The 24,430-nt window shown below is 42.7% G+C and carries 6 protein-coding genes and 3 pseudogenes; all 9 read right to left on the bottom strand.

Annotated features, from left to right (window positions below; translation table 11 throughout):
- Nucleotides 1–25: 25 nt before the first annotated feature.
- The 9 genes and pseudogenes from ACZ5R4_RS18385 to ACZ5R4_RS18345 all read right to left on the bottom strand — a co-directional run bounded on the left by ACZ5R4_RS18385 (nucleotide 26) and on the right by ACZ5R4_RS18345 (nucleotide 24,421).
- Nucleotides 26–772: a polyketide synthase gene (locus tag ACZ5R4_RS18385; protein ID WP_109985199.1), complete on the bottom strand. Its 747-nt coding sequence runs from the start codon at nucleotides 770–772 to the stop codon at nucleotides 26–28.
- A 24-nt stretch (nucleotides 773–796) separates the two neighbouring features.
- Complete coding sequence (locus ACZ5R4_RS18380; protein WP_054789200.1) at nucleotides 797–1,558, bottom strand: enoyl-CoA hydratase/isomerase; 762 nt, start codon at nucleotides 1,556–1,558, stop codon at nucleotides 797–799.
- Nucleotides 1,558–2,817, bottom strand: a complete 1,260-nt coding sequence (locus ACZ5R4_RS18375) for a hydroxymethylglutaryl-CoA synthase family protein (RefSeq protein WP_464367769.1) — start codon at nucleotides 2,815–2,817, stop codon at nucleotides 1,558–1,560. The genes ACZ5R4_RS18380 and ACZ5R4_RS18375 overlap by 1 nt, the downstream gene beginning before the upstream one ends.
- A gap of 18 nt (nucleotides 2,818–2,835) precedes the next feature.
- On the bottom strand, nucleotides 2,836–4,053 hold the full coding sequence (locus tag ACZ5R4_RS18370) for a beta-ketoacyl synthase N-terminal-like domain-containing protein (RefSeq protein WP_464367768.1): 1,218 nt from the start codon (nucleotides 4,051–4,053) through the stop codon (nucleotides 2,836–2,838).
- The gene (locus ACZ5R4_RS18365) at nucleotides 4,050–12,041 is read right to left on the bottom strand and encodes an SDR family NAD(P)-dependent oxidoreductase (protein WP_464367767.1); all 7,992 of its coding nucleotides are present in this window, start codon (nucleotides 12,039–12,041) and stop codon (nucleotides 4,050–4,052) included. The genes ACZ5R4_RS18370 and ACZ5R4_RS18365 overlap by 4 nt, the downstream gene beginning before the upstream one ends.
- Nucleotides 12,042–12,194: 153 nt before the next feature.
- Nucleotides 12,195–12,689, bottom strand: a pseudogene (locus ACZ5R4_RS18360) (polyketide synthase dehydratase domain-containing protein); the annotation flags it as partial.
- A gap of 147 nt (nucleotides 12,690–12,836) precedes the next feature.
- Nucleotides 12,837–15,329: pseudogene (locus tag ACZ5R4_RS18355) on the bottom strand (type I polyketide synthase); the annotation flags it as partial.
- Between the two features lie 126 nt (nucleotides 15,330–15,455).
- Nucleotides 15,456–16,250 (bottom strand): annotated as a pseudogene (locus ACZ5R4_RS18350) (polyketide synthase dehydratase domain-containing protein); the annotation flags it as partial.
- A complete protein-coding gene (locus ACZ5R4_RS18345; protein WP_464367766.1) occupies nucleotides 16,247–24,421 on the bottom strand; it encodes an SDR family NAD(P)-dependent oxidoreductase in 8,175 nt (2,724 codons plus the stop codon). The pseudogene ACZ5R4_RS18350 and the gene ACZ5R4_RS18345, both read right to left, overlap by 4 nt.
- Between the last annotated feature and the right edge of the window lie 9 nt (nucleotides 24,422–24,430).

Raw genomic sequence — 24,430 nt, 5'->3', positions numbered from 1 at the left:
GTATCCATAAATGCCATTCCTCCCCTCATTTCCCAAATAGATTATGAATCCGTTCCCTTACTTCCTGTTGGTGAAAGGTTTTTTCATGCATGGTCACTTCTTGTTCGATAATGGAAGGTAATTCCTGACGTATCGGAGCAACTAGGTGATTTTTTAAAAGAACAAGGGAATACCTTGGTTTTTCAGCAATCTCACGTGCTAATTCAACCGCATGATTTAATACCTCTACTCGTGGCAGTACAGGAAATGGCACTCCCCTCTTTTCAAGATCAGCTCCCCTATAGTTAGCGGAAGTGATTAATAGCTCCTCAGACAAGCTGATACCTAGTTTTCTTGGCAAGATACAAGTGGCCCCCATACCCGGGGTAAAACCATACTTCATAAAGTTAGTTGTATAGACACTTTCCCTGCTTAAAATAACAAAATCGGCAAATAAGCCCATTATGAGACCACCCCCGATTCCATGACCTTGCATTGCAGCAATAACCGGAATATCGCAATTCAATGCCAAGCTATAAACATTTTTATCTGTAAACTTTTCTTTACCTTCATGAATGGCCAATAAACTTTCTCGTGTCCCTCCTGATGCAAAATAGGTATCATAACCAGTTAAAATCACCACTTTATAGGTTTGATTGGCTTGTATTGCATCAAAGGCATCAATCAATTCGTCAATTAATGCCTTTGAAAATGTATTTTTGTATACATCATCCTGCATCCTCAGCAATACAATTTCCGGTTCAATCTCTTCAATGTGCACAACAGACTTCATCTATTCCCTCCTCTCATCCCTATATCACTCCCAAGGAAATTTTCCTGTTTCAATATAACGGTAAATCCCTGCCAAATTTTGTTCGTCTGAAAACATTTCTTGATTCGCTTCCACAGCCAGTGATTTTTGTTCTTGCAACGGGCTATAAAGCTTATGTACATACTGTTTATACCGTGTAATGGCTGTTTTGGTTAACGGTTTGAGGCGAAGCAGATGTTTACGTAAAAGTGACTTGCTATTATCCTCAAAGGCATCAACTAATCCCCATGCATCTGCCTGCTGAACCGTAAAGGTCTTTGTCATGATCGTCAAATAGTTGGCTTTTGCAACACCTATTCGACGAATTAGAAAGGGAAGTACTGCTGCAGGGAAAACCCCAAATAACAACTCTGATAAACTAAATTGAGCATTACTTTCTGCCAATACAATATCACTTGCAGCCACAAATCCTATTCCTCCTGCGTTAACCCGACCTCTGACATGGGAAATGGTAATAAAGGGTCCAGTGGCTAACCTTAACCACAAATCATATAACCGTTCTGGGTTTCGCTCACGTATTTGCCCACTTGCCATCGTGTCATGCAGTTCCTGAAAGTCTGCACCAAAACAAAAGACATCTGGTAATCCTTCTATTACCACAACGTTGATCGATTTCTCATAACAATCAAGTACATGATGACATTCCTCAATCATCTGGTCATTAATGGTATTATTTGCTTTTGGACGATAAAGCTGCAAATAACAAATAGCTTGTTCTATCTGGACATTCACCGTTTGATAGTCCATTATAACCACCGATATTTTCTATGGAATTCATGAATTTCTTCTAATACCAAAAGACCTTTATCCTCACTCAGCGATTTCGTCCCCGGAATAAGGTCAAGATCCAACTTTACATTTCTTGTCCCAAATTTAACCTCATTGCTTCTCACTAACAGCTCTTCATACTCTTCCATCGTTAAATGGTAACGATTATTCAATTGTTCTTCGACCCTAAACTGTCTAAGTTTTTCTTGACCTTTGGGTGATACAATACCACTATAAAATTCTGAACAACAGCCAGATCCATAGGAAAAACAACCAATCCGTTTTGGTGAATCAAATCGGCCCTGGTCAATGGTGCTTAATAGGGACAAGAGAACACTTCCCCCCATAATATTCCCCACCCTTTGCCCATATTTCAAACCTGGTAAGACACGTTCTTCAAAATCCATTTCAATTTCTTGGGATTTCGCTTTAACCATTTTTCGCATCATTGTTCGATGGGCACCTTTGACCATTCCACCAAAAGGGGTATGATAGCAGAGATATTGAAAGGTTTGTTGATAATCTACCTCAGCAACTCTCCGTTGATATTCTAAAAAAGTCTGTTCACAACAATCCAGATAAGACAACAAAGACAAATCTGCATTCCCTGCTTCACTGTCTGGTATGGGCCGGCATGTATCCATTACCTCATATCCATAATAGCCATTGGCACCTACATCTACCTGAAACAAATAAGGTGTCTCACTAATCAACATCGCAACAGCTCCCGCTCCACCACTTGGTTCCGCATAGGACCAATCTTGAGACAATTCCTCACCACCTTCAGCTACTAAAAATCGTGAGATATCACTGGCAATCACAAGGGCTTTTGCCCCAGGAGAGGTTTGGGCGAGAATAAATTGAACGGCCATTTGCAAACCAGCCGTGCCTGAATAACATGCCTGCTTCAACTCAAACATACGACAATTACGATTTAGACCTAAGTAATGATGAATATAAGTGCTCATTGATTTACCAAAATCAATGCCAGATTCTGAACAGGTGATCAATAGCTCAATCCGATCCTTCTCCTCTGGGGATAGCCCATCGACAATAGGTTTAGCTGCATTTACCCCACATGTGATGGGATCTTCGAATGGCAGAGCCACAGCCTTCTCCTTCATTAGTAAATTCTCAAAGCGTGTCAAATCTAATCCCCTATGTTTTGCTAATTCCATCACATCCAAATAAGTTGTTCCTCCAAAAGCGTTCATTGCTTCAATTCCAACTATATTCATGTTCTATCCCCTCCAGTATCATCTTTCATTTTTGAGACAAACAGCGGTATTCACTCCTCCAAAACCAAAACTTAGATTAAGTGAATGGTTAATGGACACCTCGTTTTTTCCTTGGCGCACCCAATTAAAGAATTCATTTATCGGGTTTTGCAAATTGCGACTTGGATGCAATTGTCTTGCTTCCATTTGTAACAGTGTGGCAATTAATTCCACTATCCCAGCTGCACTTAAGCCATGTCCAGTAATCGATTTGGTAGTATTGATATAGGCATGTGGCAGTCCACAGTCGATTAACGCTTGAAGTTCCGTTTCATCTCCTATTAGAGATCCGGAACCATGTGGATTAATATAATCAATCGAATCAGGGAGGAGATCCGCCTGCTCCAATGCTTGTTGAATAACAAGCATTTCTCCTTCCCGTGAAGGATTAGGATTTCGGTTACCATCCATTCCCCTAGCCCAGCTCAGAATTTGAGCATAAGATGGAATGCTTCGTTTTAATGCTGTCTCTCTTCGTTCAATCACTACCGCTCCACAGTTTTCCCCATAAATAAATCCATCTCGGTTTTGATCAAAGGGGCGGGCAGCCTTTTCAGGCTGGTGGACATAGAGATCCGTTCCCATTGCCCCTAGTGACCGAAAGGCATGGCACTCGATATACGAGATATCCATTAATGCACCTAGCGCAATACAAGCATCCACCTTTCCGGATAATACTGCTTCACATGCCTGGATTACAGCCATCTGTCCACTAGCGGAAGAGCCACCAATAGTATAGGCTAGACCTTTAATATCAAATTGTTCTGTACACCAACCACAGATATCACTATCCATGAAGGACATCCCATAGGTGGGTGAAATAAAATGCGGTTTATCATGATAATGATCATAAATGTGCAGCATTTCCCTTTGTTGTACATTGGACCCACCTATAATAAGCCCAATCCTTTCAGCAGGTATGTGAGCTAACTTCGCCTCCTGCCATGCTTCCATCAATGTCAGTAAGGCCACCTGACTTGTTAAAGATGCCCTCCTCCACTGCCTTTTGGTATTCTCATCTGGAAAATTCAATTGATCTATTTCAGCTCCGATAAAATCTATCTCTTTTTTCCTACCAGGACGTTTCATTTGATTGAAGACATGCTTTCCCTCTAGTAAAGCGGAAGAAAAGTCCAATTTCCCTTGACCGATAGCAGATAAGATACCAATGCCAGTAATCACTAAATCATTTTTCATTTTTTAATATCTCCCCTTTGCAATAACTGATCAGCTTGCTCTATATCGATTTCACCAGCCTGTACACTTTTAACAAGCTGTTGCAAATGGAGTGGTGATGAATTATCTAATTCATTTTCCATCGATAATTGACCCAGTATAAAATCTGCAAACTCCCGAAGATAAGGGTATTCATAGATACTATTAGCCGTAAGAGTAAGTCCATATCGTTCATTAATTGCCTGAATCCATTCCACACCAATAATGGAATCTAACCCTAATTCAACAAGCTCACTATCCAATTTAATCTCCTTCTTATCCATAGAAAGAGATTCTGCCAAGCTTTCAACCAAGTATGATATTACCTCTTCCGTGTTATTTAAAGTCGGTGAATCGTTGGGCTTATCTATCGGTTCTATTGGTAGAGTAGAATCTATTTTAGACTCGTTCTCTCCATCTATCGCATCCTCCGCAAATCCTGATGAGGATTGCGCCAAGGCTGTGGCAAATTTACGAATATTAGGAAATTCGTAAATGCTATTAGCAGTAAACGATGTTTGGTATTGGTTATTTACTGCTTGGATCCATTCCACGCCAACGATGGAATCCATCCCCATTTCAATAAATGGCATATCACGATCGACATTCTCTTGATCCAAATCTAAAACTTCCTTTAACAGCATGGCTATCGATTTTTCAATCTCCTCGATGTCACTAGTTTCCGAATGCTCATTCCCCCTTGATTTATCTTTTACTCCAGTTAATTGGATCGATTCTGGTTTCGCTATAGGGACAGATGACCATGTATCTATCTCAGGTGTTGACAAGTGTTGTAAGGCATATTGTTTGGAAGCCTCTCCATGATCCTTCTTCGGTTCATTTCTTAAGGATTTTGTCGTCGGATCCTCATTTGGCGAAGGCGAATCGATCGTTTCCCGAATAGAGTAACGCATATCTGGTTCCTTACTTTCTACCCAGTAATTATTTCTCGCAAAGGGATAAGTTGGCATATGCAAACTTTTAGCATTCGTACCAAAAAATAAAGCCTCCGAATCTATTTCATATCCCTGACAATACATCGTAGCTAACGCCATTAAGTTCTCTTGATATTGTTGGGGGTCCTTCCGTGCATCTTTGTTCTGTTCTAATAAACTAGTAATATATTTCATTAACGCTGTTTGACTCGTAAACATCGAAGGTACCACACCATGAAATAGATTAGGTGTATTTTCTTTATTGATGGCTCGCTTTAAAGCATATAGTGCGTCTTCCTTTTGATGAACGATCATTGCCCATCGATGACGAAAATGCTGGCGACCATGTAAAAGGGTATAGCTGACTTGTAAAAGATCCGCCTTCTGCCCCTCCGGGTCTTCCAAATAGGCGATTAAATCGGTTACCTTTTCAGCCAACGCCTCTTCGGTCTTTGCCGACAGTGCCAACAAATAATATGGGAGCGATGTTCCCTTCTCGTCCCGTTCCTCTTTTGAATAGCTCTCTACTACCAAATGCACATTGGTTCCACTCATTCCAAAGGCGCTTACTGCTCCTCGACGAGGTTTTCCCGGGCTGTCTTTCCATTCTTGATTGGTCTTATTGACATAAAAAGGGCTATTTTCCCATTGGATATATTTATTTTCCTGTTCACAGTGCAAGCTAGCTGGAATGGTTTCATGTCTTAAAGCCTGCACCATACTAATGAGACTCACCAGTCCGGAAGCCGCAAAGGTATGTCCAAAGTTGGTTTTGGTAGACGTAATCGCACAAAACCCTTCTTTTTTTGTATAGCTTTGGAAGGCATCCCGTAGGCCATTGACTTCCACTGGGTCTCCCAACCTTGTCCCCGTGCCATGGGTGACAATATAGGATAAGGTTTCCGGATCAATACCATACCGATCATACACCGAACGGTAAAGCTGGGATTGGACCACCCCGTTCGGGGCGGTAATACCGTTGGTTTTGCCATCATAGTTCATACCACTCCCCCGGATTACCGCATAGATCGGATCTTGATCCGCTTGCGCTTGTGAAAGGCGCTTAAGCACCACCGCTGCCACCGCTTCTCCTGGTACCATCCCATTTGCACGTTCATCAAAGGCATAACATCGCCCATCTGGGGATAACATGCCAGCTTGATCAATCGCTTCTAGCGTCTGTGGCAGGAGCACTAGATTCACCCCAGCGGCAATGGCTGTGTCACAATCCCCCATACGTAGGCTTTGACACGCCTGATGCAAACCGACTAATCCAGAGGAACAAGCGGTATTGATCGCCATATTCGGGCCACTAAGATTGAGCACATAGGAAAGCCGTGCGGCCAATATCGCATCATGATTAGAGGTAATCGGACCATCGAAGCCACTGAGATACTGGTAATCGCCATTTTCTACCCCAACAAACATGCCAATCTGTTGACGCGCTAATTGCTTTTCCCCATAGCCTGCATCCTCTAATGCTTTCCAAGCTTCCTGGAGTAATAAACGCTGGCGCGGGTCCATGTTCTGCGCTTCCCGTGGAGAAATCCCAAAAAATGTGGGATCAAATTCCCGTACGCCTGGCACCATGCCGAGGTGCCATGGTTCCCCCTCTTCCGACCAACGGGTCGTTGGTTGAACCTGCTCTTCTCCTTGGACCAGATGCTCCCACAGTTGCGCAATATTTCGTGCCCCAGGAAATCGGCCACTCATCCCTATCACGGCAATAGGTTCCGTATCTGGCTGGGTTGGTGCCGCTGGCACCTGAGGAGCGGATGGAGATTTTCGCTCCTCTAGCTTTTCTGATCTGACTGGCTGAGACGATTCCTTCGGCGCTGGCTGGTCCTCGGTTGATAAATGCAAGGATGGCTTTTCCCTTGTCGTCCCTTCCCTGTAAAAGTCGGCCATGGCTTCTTTGTGTTCCGTCATATAATAGTCCGTCAACTTCCCTAATGTAGGGTAGCCAAAAAAGAGAGCCGGGGTAATCTCCACCTGATAATGATCGGTCAATTGTTCGGCAAAGGTGGCTAAGGTAATCGAATCAAAGCCAAAGTCCGCCAGGTTACTCTCTACCTGCAATTGGTGCCGCGGGATTTGTAATAGCTGGGAGGCGATTTCCTTTAAATCCCACTCTACACATTGGGGGACACTTAACCCCTTCATTTCTTCGCGCCTTCCTTGCCCGGCTGGCACATCCAAGACATCAGGTTGCTTCGGTAATGGCTCCACTGTCTCCGGCTGATCTATCCCTAGAAATCGGTAGACTCGCTCCGGTTGACCAGCCAGAACCAAATGCTGAGTGGAGGACTGACCGAGTAAGCGCTCAAAAAGAGCGAATCCTTCCTCTGTTTCCAAGGCTCGTTGGCCACTAGAAGCGAGATAGAGATGGGTCTGTTCCTCGTCTCCTAGCCCCATTCCCCCTTCTTTCCATAGAGGCCAATGGATCACGAGCGTCTTCCCAGGGTATATTGCTTGCCTTTGATCAGCATAGGCCAGGAGGAAACGGTTAGCGATCGCATAATCTCCTGCCCCCATATCTCCCAAAATTGCCGAGGAGGAGGAAAAATAACAGACAAAATCAAGGGATTCCGAGGCGAAAACCTCATCCAAGACCTGGACCCCTTGCACCTTCGGAGCTAACACATGTGCAAAATCAGCCGCAGACTTTGCCAGAAGAGGTGCTGTACTCGCTACCCCCGCCGTATGAATGACCCCGTCGATTCCTCCGAATCGAGTCTTAGCCTCTGCAAGGACCGCTTCCATTGCCGCTCGATCACAAACATCCGCCTGGCAGTACACCACTTGGCTGCCTGTTTCTTCCCATTGCTTGATCTCCGCCGCTAAGGAATCGGATAACGGGGACCGTCCTGTTAACACCAAATTGACAGATCGCGAGCGAGTGAGGTTAGCCGCCAATGAACGGCCTAAGCCCCCTCCACCGCCGGTGATAAGATACGTACCACCTTCTTGAATCTGCCCTTCCCCTTCCGTGATATCCGTCGACTTTATTCGGCAAACATGCCGTTTCCCTCCGTCATAGAGCACACTCTCTAGATCAGGGGTCCCGAGCTCGTCCGCGAGCCTATCCAGCCACTTCGTTATGTCCAGCGCTTCGGAGGTGGCTTTTTGTAGGATTCCTGCGACCTCCATCTGAGGGAACAGGAAACCCAGAGATCGCTCCCAGCCCATCCAAGATTCGAGATAGCTGCGTTCCAGTGGACTCGTCCACTCCCCTGCCCAGACGAAACGGGCTGGCTTCGCTTCCTGCGTTGCCTGGAATAGGTGGAAAAGGGGCCTATAATCGCTAAGGAAGTGCGGTTCCTCCAATGGCCACAGATAGAGTAAAGCAAAGCCCGTCCCCCAGTCAGCCGCTATGCGCTGAAGGGTTTGGCGGTAAGCCGCTCCATCCTCTCGAGGGAGCTGGTAAGAATGGGCATTTTCCCGAGAAGCTTTCGGTCCCTGGGCAATAAAAATGACCTCTGTCCCAGGATAACGGGTTTGAAGGCCTGTACGCCATAATGATTGATAGCTAGGATCGGATAGAAAACAGACCCACACCTTCGGTGGGGCCCATCGCTCATCCGGTAGCTCTTGTTGTTGCCAGTTTTCCGCAAATGTCATTAACCGGGTTTCCTCCGCCGATTTTCCCATCGCTTCCGCTACTGGAGTCTGGGAGGAATCGGACACAGGAGAGGCTTCCTTCGCAGGAGCCGTAACTTCCTCTGGTTGTGGTACCCAATACCGATCTGGCGAAAACGGATACGTAGGCAGAGGCACCCGACCATATTGACCTTCCGTAAACAGAGCAGGATAATCTAATTCATATCCCTGAACATATAAATCGGCCACGGTGGATAGATTGTCCTTATAGCCTGTATCCGACGTTTGACATTGGTGAATACATTGATTACCGAGCTGTTTAAAGGCTGGTTTCTCTCGTTGCTCTTGATTTTCACTTACATAGACATCCTCTGCGTGATCTTCATGAAGCCAGGCTAATAATGCTTGTCGGGCAGTTACTAAATCGGAAGCCACACAGGCAAGACGGTATTTAAAGTGTTGACGACCAAATAAAAGGGTAAAGCTAATATTACCACAATCTCCAGATTCCTCACGCTCACAATAAGTAATAAATTGCTCCACCTGTTTTTGTAGCCCTTCCTCGTTACGAGCAGATAAAACAAAAAGGTAAGCTGGTTTCTCCTGATGCTCCAAAGTCCTTTCTGGTGCCTCTTCAATCACCATATGAGCATTCGTCCCAGTAGCTCCAAAGGAACTAAGGGCAGCCCGTCGTTTAATACCTGGTTTGACTTTCCACTCTTTTAGCTCAGTATTGACCAAAAAAGGACTGTCCTCTAATCGAATATTAGCGTTCTCCTTTTCAAAATTCAGTGATGGAGGTATTTGCTTATGGGATAGAGACAATAGAATTTTAATAAGACCAGATATACCCGCGGCTAACTGTGTATGACCAATATTGGTTTTAATAGAACCTAGGCTACAGTAGCCCTTTTGATCTGTAAAGGAACGGAAAGATCTGCTTAAGCCTTGAAATTCAATAGGATCGCCTAATTTAGTTCCTGTACCATGTGCCTCTACCATTTGAATTTCTTCTGGGTTAATATCGAACGTTTCATAAACGGACTCTTCTAATTGCTGCTGTGATCGCAGACTAGGTGCCGTAATTCCATTAGTCGTTCCATCCTGATTCATACCCGACCCTCGAATAACACCATAAATGTGATCTCCATCCCGGAGTGCATCATCTAGGCGCTTGAGTACGACCGCTCCCACTGCCTCACCTGGTACCATTCCATCGGCCCGGTCATCAAAAGTAAAGCAGCCCCCCTGTTGCGAAAGCATCCCTGCTTTATCCGCTAATAGATGATACTGAGGAGTATTATTAATATAAACACCACCAGCTAACGCCATTTCCGTTTCCCCTGACCATAAGCTTTGGCAGGACATATGAATGGCCACCAAAGAACTAGAACAGGCTGTATCAATCGCAACCGCTGGTCCCTTCAAGTTTAATAGATAGGCAATTCGGGCAGGTATCGCTGAATTCAATGCTCCCCACAACGCTTGGGGTGGAGGTGAGTCCATAAATAAGGAGGTATAATCCCCACCACCACAGCCAACATATATGCCACATTTGCGACCTTTCACACTTTCACCAACATAACCGGCGTTTTCCATTGCCTTCCAGGACTCTTCTAAGAATAATCGTTGTTGCGGATCCATATATGTTGCTTCCATTCCCGATATATTAAAAAAGAGGGGGTCAAATTGGTCGATATCTTCCAAATAGGCACCATAGTCACAAAATTTAGCATTCTCCTCATAATATTGAGATAAATCCCAACGAGTGACCTTTTTCACCAGATTTTCGCCTTTCATAAGATGTTCCCACAAGTCATCTACCGTTGGAGACTGAGGAAAACGGCCACTCATTCCAATAATAGCAATGGGTGCTTTTTCTTTGTCCTTAGATGATGAATCTAACTCGGTAGTCGGAATTGTCGATCGTTTAGTGTAACCGTTTGTCCTAACTTTAGAAGGGCTCGGATGGATCACTTGCTCTGGTTTCTCCTCCTTTCCCTGTGGTTCGGCTACCTCAACTCTAGTAGCGATCTCTTCCTTGAAGTTTGAGGTAATATAATCTGTTAATAATTTAACAGACGTATAATCAAACAAATCCGTTGTCTCTAATTCTATCTCCAAGGCTTCATTTATTGCTTGTATGAGTCGAACCCCAATAATGGAATCAACACCATATTCTGCAAAAGACAGCTCTTTGTCTATCTTACCCGGGTTCATCTTAAGAGCATCAGCTACCTGCTCTAAGACCATATCCGCAATATACACTTCCACTTCAGTAGTAGATGTAGATGGTTCACTTGAAAACTTAACTAGTTCTTTATCCTGCGGTTCCTTCTTCTGTAAAGTCTCGCTAGGCGTTTTTACCAAACGGATCACACCATCACTTTCTGTTGCAATGATTTGTTGACCCAAATCGTGCGATGTCTCAGCCGGAAATAAAACAGAACGGAACCCTTCCTCTTCCAATACTTTTTTCCATGTCTCAGGATATAAACCAGGACAGCCTGGAATGCGTAAGTCATCATCATACAACCACCAACCATCAGTTAGACCAAAGGTTAAATGGGTAAAAAGAGATAATTGACTTATTTCATTGATTAATAATAATCCATTTTTACGTAATAGAGTTTTTGTATTGATTAGAGTTCTCTTTATATCTCGAGTGGCATGGAGTACATTTGCTGCAATGACTACATCATAATATCCTTGTCGAAATCCTTGTTGCTCAGTAGATTTCTCTATATTAAGCGTGTGATAGGTTGTATATGGATAGTTTTTATGAAAGGTACTCTTTGCCATTTGCAAAAAAGCCTTTGAAATATCCGTATAACAATACTCTCCAATCGAGTCCTGAATTGGGGCCAGCTTTTTAAAAATACCTACACTGGTACCACCAGTTCCAGCTCCAATCTCTAATATGTTGATCTTGACAGTTGGATGCTGCTGGCGTAATAAATTACAATAGTTTATTAACATGGTGGATAATACATCATTAAAATAATCAACTACCACATTATTTTTATAGATTCCCTCTACCAACTCAAAGGAAGATTTGGGAAACATAATATCCGTAGCCAGTTTCTTACCTGTGAGAATATCTGGCAGGGAGCGCATCATTGTCTCGACTAAAACCACCTGAGCACGAGTGTTGTCTTCCGTTATCCATGGCTGTTTTTGTTCATCCCATTCCTTCCAAACTATATCCGCTTGTCTTGGATCAGGATCTTTCACAACACCTGTTTCACCATTCCACGTTAGATAGTTCTTCTCTTCTAAAAAGCGGATGCTTACTTCTAGCCAATTTTTATACCTTTCATGCAGCCCATATTGTTCCACTAATTCTAATAGATTAAATTGCTTGTTTGTAAACAACCCTATTGACTGTAATTGTCGTAAGAGGAGCTCACAATACATCCGTTCCAACTCTACCATATCCAAACCTCCTGACTCATGAAAAGATCACTTTCATCATTGACTATCATCGAACTCTCTTCCTATACTCATCCTTGACATCATCCATAAATGAATAGTTTGGTCAATTAGTTACCATGTACCTACCTCTTGCTCATCATTTACTGCGGCTCCTTAGCCTTTTATCTTAGGCAACGGTATATCTGGTAATAGACGTTGTAAATTATCCATTTGTGATTCATAGGATGAAGACACCATCACCATCTCATCATCCGACAATACCTCCTGTCCCTTTACCTGATCTCCACGCTTATTTACCCAATGAATGTTAGTCATATAAACACAGACACTACCATCTGACGCACAAAGCCTTACATCCCATCTCCCCAATTGATCATTTGGTGTGATGACTGCCCATTTAGGGTTTTCAGTATTAAAATATTCAATGGTCTTACTTTGTAAGAAAAATGACTGATCCTGAAAATCATCCTCTACTAATAGAACTCTAGCAATTTGCAAAGAAACATTTAACAAGATAGGATGTGTTATCATTTGTTCTTGTATTTGTTCAGTAGCTTGAGACAGATGACATTTTAATACCAACTGGTTAGATCCCTGATATATCTTTTCGATTACTTGATATCCCGAGCCAAATGATACCCCCACTGAGCTTAATAGATTCTCTAGATTATGTTCGGTTTCCTTACTATTGTCGATTAGAGTTTGAATATCCACTGTTGGTGGAGCTAACGGTGAGCGTAAGTATGCTTCCCCTTGACAGATAGTTTCATCCGGTCTAGTGTCGCTTGCTATCACAAATTCAATGACATCTTTTTCGTTCATAAATAATCGCAGATAAACCTCGATTGCAGACGAATCTATTAACAGAGATTCAAGGCAGTCTATCTTATTTAACACAATCTGTGGTATTTCTGGGGTTTCCTCTTCCCAAGCTTTTAGGATGGCATTATGAACCATTTCAAAAAAAGTGGTCACAGATAAAGCAGGCTGTCCCTTTACCCTATACTCACTTAGTAAAGACTCCTTACCCGTAAAATTAGAAGTAAATCGCACCCCAGAAAAATCTGACGTATTTTGATGCAATAATGGATGGAGGTGTGTAGGTTTCTTGGTAGCACTTGGAACATTCGGAATCCAAAAACGCTCCTGCTTAAATGGATAGGTTGGTAGACTGATGCGCTTTGGCTGACCTTTGGGATAAAAGCAATGCCAGTCCACATCCATACCAATCACCCATAACCGAGCAATGTAATGCGATTTGCCCTTTTGCTGCCATTTTTGTAGTATCTCTTGTCCATCTTCATCCCCTGTCAACAAATCCAATAACTCATCCTGTTGTCGGATATGTCCGCGGTAAATTCCATTCGTTTTATCTTCGCCTGCCAAAAAGCTTTTCAGCTTCTGCTTAAAGTCATTACGGTCCTTAACCATGAAAGCAACCCGTTCCTCCAATGCTATTCGACCAACTTGAAGCGTATAGGCAAGATCTGTCATATTTAGACTATCATCCTCCTCTAGTTGATTAAGATAGTTTAGAAGCTTCTGCCCATAAGCGAGAAGACGTTCTCCGCTCTTAGCAGAGATAGGCACTAGGATCTTTTGGGATGATTTCGAAAATTTCTCTTGATGTACAATGGAAGGATTCTCCTCCATAATAATATGCACATTTGTACCTGTTGCACCAAAAGAGCTAAGGCCAGCCCTACGTGGCAAAACGACTGTTTCATCTTCTTTTGTGATAGTTGGTTTATTCCAGCTTTCTTTTTCTTGTTGCACAAAAAAGGGAGAGTCCTCAAAGTGTATATAGGGATTTAACTCTTCTGAATGTAGGGAAGGCACTAAAGTTTTATGATAAAGTTGTAGTGCGTTCTTAATTAATCCACTAATCCCAGCCGCCGATTCCGCATGACCGATGTTCGATTTAACTGATCCAATAGAACAATACTGCTTATCAGAAGTGTATTGTCGATAAGCCCTGATTAGCCCTTGAATTTCAATTGGATCACCAAGAGATGTACCCGTACCATGTGCTTCAACATAACTAATAGTACGTGGATCAATTCCAGATTTCGCAAGACATGAAGCAATCAAATCCCCCTGTGCCACTGGATTAGGCACAGTAATGCCATTAGCTCTCCCACCATGATTAATGGCACTTTCTTTAATGACAGCATAGATATTGTCCTTGTCTTTTCTCGCCTTGGATAAAGGCTTTAACAACACCACACCAACCCCATCACTTGACACATATCCATCCCCACCTTTCCCAAAGGAATGACAGTAACCATCTGAGGCATGCATATTTGCCATACCATAGGTTAAGTATTTGTTGGGATGAAGAGATAAGTTCACTCCTCCAGCTAAAGCAACATCACTTTCCCCTTTTCGTATACTGTCGATGGCTAAATGGACGGAAACCAATGAAGAGGAACATACGGTATCAATAGCCATGCTGGGGCCGTTAAAGTTACAAAAATAAGAAACTCGATTGGCAATAGGTGCATAATTAAGCGATAGAGGTAACGGCATTCCCTCCGCTACTGCTTCGGCCCCAATAAGGGTATAATCTTTATGCATTACACCCGCAAAGACCCCTACAGAGCTTGAATGATTCCCTCCCGAATAGGCAGCCAATGTTTGTGGGGTATAGCCTGCATCCTCTATACACTCCCAACATACTTCCAAAAACAAACGTTCTTGAGGATCAAGGATTTCTGCTTCTCGTGGGGCAATACTAAAGAAATGAGGATCAAAACAATCAGCATTATCAATGAAACCACCCCATCTAGAAATTGGTTTTCCCGATGGAGAGGTAAGATTGTCAAATTTCTTCCAGTCCCAGCGGGAAGGTGGTACCTCTGTAACGCAATCTTTTCCAGCTACTAAATTAGCCCAAAACTCTGAGATGTTAGCAGCACCAGGAAAACGTCCCGCCATACCAATTATCGCAATGTCTTCATCCTGCTCCTGCACATCTGGTGCTTCTTTTGCTAGAAGAACCGGATCACTAACTTCTTCATCCTCTACTTCTACTTCTTCCTCTTGCCCTTCCTCCCACTCGGGTGGCAAGGCGACATGTTCGGCAAAATAACGAGACAATTCCTGGATCGTGCCATACTCAAAGAACAAGGTAGGGCTAACAACAATCCCTAGCTTAGATTCTACTTCTTGGCTAATTTCCAAAAGTTGAGAAGACTGCAACCCAAGCTCAAAATACCCCTGATTTGTTCGAACCTTAGACGACGATGTATTCATATGATGAGCAAAAATATCTCGTAGTATATGTTCATATATCGCTTCCTTCGCACCCTTCTTTCCTTGTTGTTTAGGTATTTTTGTTATTGCTTTCTCTTTTTCCACAACTGATGATGGAACCCGTCCTTGTAACGAAGCAGTAATCTGTTCTTTTGCTCGAATTTTTTTACTAGTGATCCCGAGAAGTTGCCCTATCTGTTTACCTTCCTCGTTATAGAAAAACATATCCAGTGAACAAATATCATTCCCTTTCTTTACAGAGGTAGCCAATGCTCTTACATATACTTCTGTCTGCAAAGGGGCTGTACAATAAAAGGAAGCATAATGTAAAGGCAAATAGAGATCCTCCCCTTGACCTGGTATTTCCCACAGCGCACCTGCTGCCATGGCAGAGCCGTCTATTAATGCTGGATGAAACAAATATCGTTCAGCTTCCTGCTGATGTGTTTCATCCACCTTAATGGCAATAAGGAGCCCCTCTTCATCCTGATAGACATCACCTTTCGCTTTAATGGCCCCGCCATGAACAAGCCCCTGCTCACGAGCTTGTTCATATACCTTATCTAAGTCAAAATGATGACTTGATTCTTTTTGAAGCTTATCTAAATGAATAGACTCATTAAAGGTAACTGTCTCTGGATGTAATTCCGCAGTGATACACACGAAATTCTTTTCATTGTCTTGGAATTCACTTTTCACCTGTATATGCCATTGACCATTTTTTTCTTCAAAGGTAAAAGCTAGCGGTACAGGTTGATCAGCACTGACTGTTAATGGATGTAAGATAGATAAACGTTTTAACATATAATCTTGATGACCTAATCCCACCCGTTCCGCCAATTGATACAAAAGATCGATATAGGCGAGACCTGGCAGCAATGGTTGATCATATACCTTATGATGTTGGATGATAGGGTGATCTACTGTTAACGTCAGACGAAACACATTGGTCATTGAATCTCCCCCCAAACATTTCCTGCAAATTTTATATTATCCTGCTTAACATTTTCTTTCACAAAGGCTTTTCCACTGATCAGTTTATTCTGTAAAACCGGAGGCACCTTCGGGTAAAGAAGGCGATTTTTGTTGGATGCAAAGGATTCAATGATGACATGATAGTTCGTCCCCCCATCTGGAAATGAACTTAAAGCAGCATTCCGTGGTAGATTAGCCGATGTTTTCCATTTTACGGATTCCCGGTTAAACTGAATTCTCGATTGAGCAAAGTCATAATGTTCAAAAGGTTCTCTCGCAGATAAGAATGGAGGTATTTCCCCATAATAAACACTTAATACGCATCGAATAAAGCTAGCCATTCCTGATGCTAAAAGCAAATGACCAATATTAGGTTTTATAGCTCCTAAATAGACTTGGTCTAATTTCTGATTAGTAAGATCATAAGCTTCGGATAGTGCCTTGATTTCCATGGTATCCATGATGGGTGTGCCACCTCCATTCAATTCGATATAGCCAATGTCCTTTGGCTTCTTACCGCTTAGCTCTAATGCTTCTTTAATCACCTGCTTTTGAGCATGAAGACTAGGAGATCCCGGACCAAGCGTACGACCATCATTATTGACTGCGATGCCTTTCACCACTCCATAGATGTGATTTCCATCTCGAATAGCATCTGATAATCGCTTAACCATTACTACACCAATTCCTTCTCCAAGAACTTCCCCCGTCGACTGTTTGTCCATAATCTCAAACCGACCATTTTGACTTAATATATTCCGAGCTGCAAAGACATCATGGGCCGTTGGGCTTAACAATAAGCTAACGGCGCCGACCAACGCCATATCGATTCTTCCAGCTTGCAGGGCATCTGTAGCCATTAGTAATCCTGACATGCCTGAAGAACAGGCCGTATCAACTACTAAACTAGGTCCTTTAAAGTCAAAAAACTTAGATATATTGGTAGCAAGATAGTTTTGGCCCATCCCTAAAATGGGGTTAGTAGATTGTAAAACTTGATCTAATGGAGCCATCGGCTGTGAACGACCACCAATATAAACCCCTACCGATTTTCCTTGTAAATCACTTTGTTCATAACCTGCATCATAAATCGTTTTAAGGCTTTCTTCCAAAAGCAAGCGTGCCTGTGGATCCATAATCGCAGCATCCGCCCGATTAATATGGAAAAAGTCAGGATCAAATCGGTCAATACCCGTAATCCACCCCCCTTTGTCCACCCGACCATTTTTAGCCATCCAGCGTGTTTTCGGTACAGAACGCAAGGCACTTTTTCCTTGTTTCAATAATTGCCAGTAGGCTTCTTTAGTAGGTGCATCAGGGAAGCGTGAGGCAATGCCAACGATTGCAATATCTTCTTTCTGTTGCATTTGCCCATCTCGAACAGTCACCTTTGGTGAAGTTTTTACCTTCTTATCTCTTTTTGTTGCAGATGCCTTTTGAAAAGCAGTACCATGTTGTTCCATTAGATAATTAGCTAAGGCTGCAATGTTATCATGTTCCAAAAGCAACGAAGGGGATATCGTCTGGTCGATTTTCTGCTGAATAACTTGTACAATTTGAGCAATGATAATGGAGTCCACCCCATATTCTGTAAAGGAAATATGCTCATCTGGGGCTTTTATTAGCTTTAATTCTTTTTGAAAAATCTCTTTTAACCATTTTACCGCTTGCGCACGTTCTCCTAAGACCGTCTCTTCCTTGCTGTGACCATCTATTTCCTTGATTGTTGGATTCCAGGTTATTGGCTCTTTCCGATATAGGAGTTCATCCAGTTTAAAGCGTCCTGGATCTATAACAGCGGGCATACAGACCGGCTCATCAAGTTGCCGTACCATCTCTATAAGTTGTAATCCATCCGCCGTATTGAGAGATTGTAACCCGGACATCTCATATGCTGGGGTATCCATACCACCTGCCACCATACCTGTTTCCTTCCATGCTGGCCATTGGATCGATTGAATACCAACCTGTCCTTGACCAGCTTGATAATTGGCATAAAAGTCCATATAGGCATTAGCCATTGCATAGTCACTTTGACCCGCTCCCAAATAAGGAATACCATTAGCAACCGAAGAGAATAGTAAGAAAAACTTCAATGGTTCATCTGATAACGCTTGATGCAAATTAGTTAATCCAATCATTTTTGGCTCACAAACCGCCTGTATTTCCTGAATCGTCTTTTTCAGAAAGGAAGGGTTCTCTCCTTTTATACCTGCACAGTGGAATACACCAGTAATTGGTCCCATCTGTTGATGGATTTTGTTTACCATCAGATTTAGGCCTTCACTGTCTGTTAATGCAGTATGATCATAATACACTTGCACTCCTTGATCGTTTAAGGCTTTTAAGTGACGAATCTTCTCAACACGTTGACTTTCTTCCTCACGTGTAAGAGCTTCAGCCCATAAAGACTGGTCTGGCAATGGCTCTCGCCCCATAATGACAAGTCGTTTGACACCCTGACTGACAACCCGTTTCGCAATTTGTTCCCCAATCCCTCGGGTTCCCCCAGTGATTAGAATCACATCATCTTCCTTAAAAGCTGTCCTACCTTGTTCTTTTGGTTTTAATATTTCTTTCATTTCAGGGACAAAGCGTTGATCCTGACGGTAACAAAACTCTGTCATCTTCTTTTGTTGATCAAACATATCCTTCACTTGTCCCCACAGTCGATTTGGTTCATCAGTGGGACAATCACTATCCATCGTGATAAATGACGTTTGCTTATATTCTGCCCCTAGCATTCGATATAATCCCGCTAGACGGGCACCTTGTAAGGTTGGTTGCTCTATCTTCCAGGACTGTAGACAATGAGTGACTTGTATCACTTTCCAACCATCAGCTTGTCGATGATTGGATAGTAAGTGTTGGAAAAAGGTGATTTTACCCCATTCGATTCTGGATTCTTGCTCATATATGGCATCATAAGCTGTTAAATCAATCATTCCTTTGAAGTCCTTGTCTGCAATTGTCCCTTTGAGCTGTAGATATAATGTTTCGCCTGCTCCTTCGTTGTAAAAATCCGTTGAAACGCCTTGTTCCACCGATTCACCATGGACAACCGGAATAATTTGAACATCTTGATCTTCCAACATAGGATGGATCAAATGAAACGTTCGACAAGTTGTAAAAACAATCAGTTTCCCTACTAATAACTTGCTGTCCTCCTGAACAGGGTCTGGGCTCCATGTTTTATGAAGGATTTTTTTCTCCTTAGAGAATGGTACTGTCTCCACCTCTTTATTCCTTTCCCTCTTAACCCAGTACCTTTCCTGGGCAAAAGGATAGGTAGGGAGACTGATACGTTTTGGACGATTTGTGGCATATAGCTCCTCCCAGACAATAGGCATTCCATACACCCACATACTGACTAGCTTATGACATTTGCCTTTTTGCCACCATTGCGATAATATCTTTTGAAAATCATCATCCGTTTTTAGAGCGTCCATTGGTCCTTTTTGCTTAGTGAATTGACCTCTGTACAATCCGGATATTCTTTGTTTCCCATCCAAAAACTCCTTTAATTTTTCTCTGAGTTCTGGAATAGACGTTACTAATAGCCCCAAACGTTCTTCCATGGCATCACGACCTACTTGTAATGTATAGGCCAGATCCGCCAGTGCCCCATCATCAGGCTTCCAATTGCGAATAGTCCACCATAAGTTTTGTGCCTGCTCTTTCAACCGGCTCTTATCTTTGGCAGATAAGAGAATGATCGCAGGGGAATGAGGGAGAGTGCTTCTATCAATTGATACAGCTTTTGATGTTACATACTCTTCAATTACCACATGTGCATTAACTCCACCAAAACCAAAGGAACTAACACCAGCACGTCTTGGAAGCTCCTTACCCTCTTGATCCTGAAGGGCTGTCCATTCTCGATTGTTTTGAACAATATAGAAGGGACTATTTTCTAATTGAATATAAGGATTGATGACATCCGTATGCAAGGTTTTAACTAACTTTTTATGCTTTAGTTGCAATAATAGTTTAATCACACCAGCAATTCCTGCTGCCAACTCCAAATGCCCAATATTCGATTTGATTGAGCCTAAGCCACATTGGGCCTCCTTCACGGTTGACTCTCCTGTTGTCTCGTAGAGCTCGGAAAAGGCAGTCTTTAAGCCATTGACCTCAATAGGATCACCCAATTCCGTTCCAGTACCATGGGCTTCAATATAGGTGACTGTTCTGGGATCAATACCTGCTTTTTGATAGGCATCAATCAGCACCTCACTCTGTGCCTTAGGATTAGGAGCTGTCAAAGAATTAGCGTGTCCGCCATGATTCACAGATGACCCCTTAATCACACCATATATATGATCCCCTGCACGCTCAGCATCTTCTAATTTCTTCATGTAAATCATACCGATTCCTTCTCCACGCGCGTAACCATTCGCCTTATCGGAAAAGGTTTTACAACGTCCATCCTCTGACAGCATATTTGCTTTGCTAAAGCTAATATGCAATTCTGGTGTCAAAATTAGATTAACTCCTCCGACAATGGCTCCTTCACAGTATCCGTTTTGAATAGCATTAACAGCACGGTCAATGGCCACCAAGGAACTGGAACAAGCAGTATCTATCGGTTCACTCGGCCCGTGAACATTCAGAAAATAGCTCATACGATTGGGGCCTAAAGCGGAAGCCATGCCAGTTGCTGAATAGCCTTCCAGTGTAGAGCCGGCGTTTTTAATTACATTGCCATACCCACTGTATCCCATCCCCACAAAGATGCCTGTTTTTGTACCAGTTAAACTTTGTGGAGCGTACCCTGCGTCCTCAATTGCCTTCCAAGCATACATCATCAGCAAGCGTTGCTGTGGATCCATTAACTCAGCCTGGCGTGGTGAAATACCAAAAAACAGTGGATCAAACTGATCAATCCCCTCTATAAAAGCACCCCATTTTACATTCGTTTTATTCGTTTCAGTAGGGTCACCGTAATATTCCCGCCAGTCCCAACGTTCTTTTGGTATTTCTGTAATACAATCCTTACCTAACACAAGATTTTCCCAGAAGTCATCTAAATCTTGCCCCCCTGGGAAGAGGCCACTCATACCGACTATGGCAATATGATCATTTGCTTTCTGTTGTTTGGCGGAGGACTTGTCTGCCACTCTTTCGTTAGACTTTGCTTCAGAATAGCGATGTTGATTACCTTGCTCTTGTTTATTTTCGATAGGTAAGGGCTGTGATCCAACCGTACCTCTTGGCTGAAAATGAGCTTGTAACACGTTATAGTAAGTACGAATCAAATAATCTGCTAAATCATTCAAGGTATTGTGCTCAAAGAAAATCGTAGGCATTAATTCCAACTGATAACGCTGATTTAACTCATCTGCTAGCTCTGAAAACGTAATAGAATCAAATCCATATTCGTCAAGTCCTGTATACTTATCTAGCTCATCTATCTCAACATGAATCAACTGAGAAACGACATCAAAAAGGGCTGTCTGTAGACGCTCCTTCAAATCAACAGAAGCCTGGGTTTGGTTTTCGGTTTTGTTCTTTTTCGCTTGAATCACCTCTTGTTCTATTTGAGGAGTTAGTAATCGTTGTCTTATCCTCTTCGTATCTCCTACGGTTACAAGTACTTGTTCATTGTCTAATGCAAATGCTCGGTAAAATGCTTTCATGCCTACTTCATTCAATAATGGCGTCATCCCAAGCTGTCCACCCATCATCTGTTCCTTTGATGAGCTGATTGTCATCCCACCATTTTTCCAATAAGGCCAATTAATAGAAAGAGTCCGACCACTACGCTGTTTGTCTACTACTAAACGATTACGCCAGTACATAAAGTGGTCCATAAAAGCATTAGCAGCTGCATAATCGGCCTGTCCAATACTGCCCCACACCGCTGATCCTGATGAAAAGCAGATGAAAAAATCCAGCGGAACGTCTTGGGTGGCTTGATCCAGATGAATTAAGCCGTCAACTTTGGCTGCCATTACGGCTTCAAGCTCTGCTTTCGTCTTATGACGGATTAGACTGTCCTGAACGACACCTGCACTATGAATAATTCCTTTGGGGACGCCATATTTTTGTTTTATTTCCCTTAATAAGGTTTTAAGAGCATGGCCATCCGTTACATCAGCACGTTCATATACAACTCGGATATTAGAAGGAATCTCCATATTTTTCAGGACATGGCCTGAAGGAGAACGACCTACAAGAATTACTGTCGCTTGTTCAACCTGTTTGGCAATCTCTTTAGCAAACAACTGGCCTAAACCGCCAGCGCCCCCCGTAATCAAATAGGTACCACCATCCCTAAAAGGTACAATATTATTAGTAGTATCGGCAGTAATCTCATCCAATCTCCTAACCGATCTTGACCCTTGTCTATAGCGGATATGCTGATCCTGGCATTGCCTATTTTCCTCAAGAATATTATTTATACCCGTTAGCTCATCTACTTCAATCAACTGGCCAAAGACATGCGGATGTTCTAATTGACCAGTTTTTAAGATAGCAGCCAGACCCTTGAGGGAGTGTTGATCATCGACTGCCGGAATCACTAATTGCAGACACTGTGGTTGCTTGTCGTGTACATCGATCATGGATTGCCATTCCTTGAGAATCTGATTAGCATAATCCATATAGCGTTCAGCAACCCCTACTTTTTCAGATTGTAACCAACGAAAATCTCCCTCTATTGGATTATCAAATCCACAAAACAATACAAGACTTTTTTCATATGGTACTTTTTCTTTCTTTTGATTGACGGGTTGTTCAAACCAAAGTGGAGCTAGTAACAAGGTGTCTATCTTCTCAGTCTCCTGTCCTTGAGTCAGTTTTCTAAGGGAAAGGCCTTTAAGTTTTGTACATACACGACCCTGATCATCACAAAGATGTATATCTAGTTTAATCACGTCATCCTCTGCTTTGCTTCCTTCACTATACTGGATAAATGACCACATACGTGGCGAACACGGTCTACGAATCACGGCCTCCTCCAAAGCAAAGGGAATACGAGGGGTTATGTCTTTCTCCGTACTATTCATCAATCCTATTGCTGCCTGTAATGCAGAATCCATCAAACCAGGGTGCAATTCAAAATCGGATAATGTCGTTACTGCTTTTTGTGGGAGTTCCAGTCTTGCTAGAATTTGCTCATTCCCCATATATATTTTTTCAATACCCTGATGGCTTGGTCCATACGTTAATCCAACCTCTTGAAAAGCCTTATATGTCTCATCTCGTGATAATACTTTCTGACTACAATCTTCCTTAAGAGTAGGTATATCCAGTGTGACAGTTTCTTCCGTCTTACAAATATCTGCACGACCTCGATGATAAATGACATCATCTGACAAATCATCCCGCATTTCATATACTATCTCGTCATCCTTTATAGCTGATAAAGTCATATGCATCTTTTGAGGCCCGTCTTCAACCAAGAATGGCTTTAACCAAACCATTTTATATAAATGGATGCTTAAGGGCACTGGTTGAACGACCTGTTCGATTGCCACTCTTGCCATTTCTAAATAAGCCATCCCTGGCATCATTCGTTTCTCATGCACTAGATGGTCTTTAAGAAAACATTCACCACCAGAAAACGTGGAACTAAACTGTAAACCTTGAAGATCCGAATTATTTTCCTGTAGAAGGGGGTGAATATTGGTCTGGTGTAATACTTTTTTCTCCGCCTTTTTCTTCTCATCACTTCGTTCATAATACTTCTTAGCAAACGGATATGATGGGAGGTGGATACGCTTCGGCTTTTCTAGCCCATATAATGCGTCCCAATCGATTTCTGTGCCTTCTACCCACGCCTTGGCAATCTTGTTCAGCTCACCATCAGACACCCATTGACTCACCACTTCTTTTGGAACTTCTTCCTTGTCTTGTTCAAGTAATCCATCGTTTGCCTCTTTACTCTTTTGCCCTTGCAAGGTATTAGCAGAAAGCTTTCCTGCAGCAAAATCCCTTAAGGCGCTAATAAGCTCACTCATACTATCTACCTGAAATATGACTCGTTCTACCATTGCCTCTCTACCAGTTTGCAGCGTATAGGCTAATGATGATATTGAAAGCTGGTGTAACTGTCCTTGTTGTTCCTTCTGGTTAAGAAAAGACTGCAACTTCTCAGCATATGCAAGTAAACGATCCTTTTTTCGTGCAGATAACGGAATTAACATAGAGCTCCC

The sequence above is a fragment of the Gracilibacillus sp. JCM 18860 genome (assembly GCF_055395245.1).
Note: the sequence above shows the minus strand (reverse complement) of the source record. Positions and strands in the feature narration are given on the sequence as shown.

Excerpts from the sequence above, each read along its gene's own strand:
- ACZ5R4_RS18380 (WP_054789200.1), bottom strand. The coding sequence starts at position 1,558 with ATGGACTATCAAACGGTGAATGTCCAGATAGAACAAGCTATTTGTTAT.
- ACZ5R4_RS18375 (WP_464367769.1), bottom strand. The coding sequence starts at position 2,817 with ATGAATATAGTTGGAATTGAAGCAATGAACGCTTTTGGAGGAACAACT.
- ACZ5R4_RS18345 (WP_464367766.1), bottom strand. The coding sequence starts at position 24,421 with ATGTTAATTCCGTTATCTGCACGAAAAAAGGATCGTTTACTTGCATAT.
- ACZ5R4_RS18370 (WP_464367768.1), bottom strand. The coding sequence starts at position 4,053 with ATGAAAAATGATTTAGTGATTACTGGCATTGGTATCTTATCTGCTATC.
- ACZ5R4_RS18365 (WP_464367767.1), bottom strand. The coding sequence starts at position 12,041 with ATGGTAGAGTTGGAACGGATGTATTGTGAGCTCCTCTTACGACAATTA.
- ACZ5R4_RS18385 (WP_109985199.1), bottom strand. The coding sequence starts at position 772 with ATGAAGTCTGTTGTGCACATTGAAGAGATTGAACCGGAAATTGTATTG.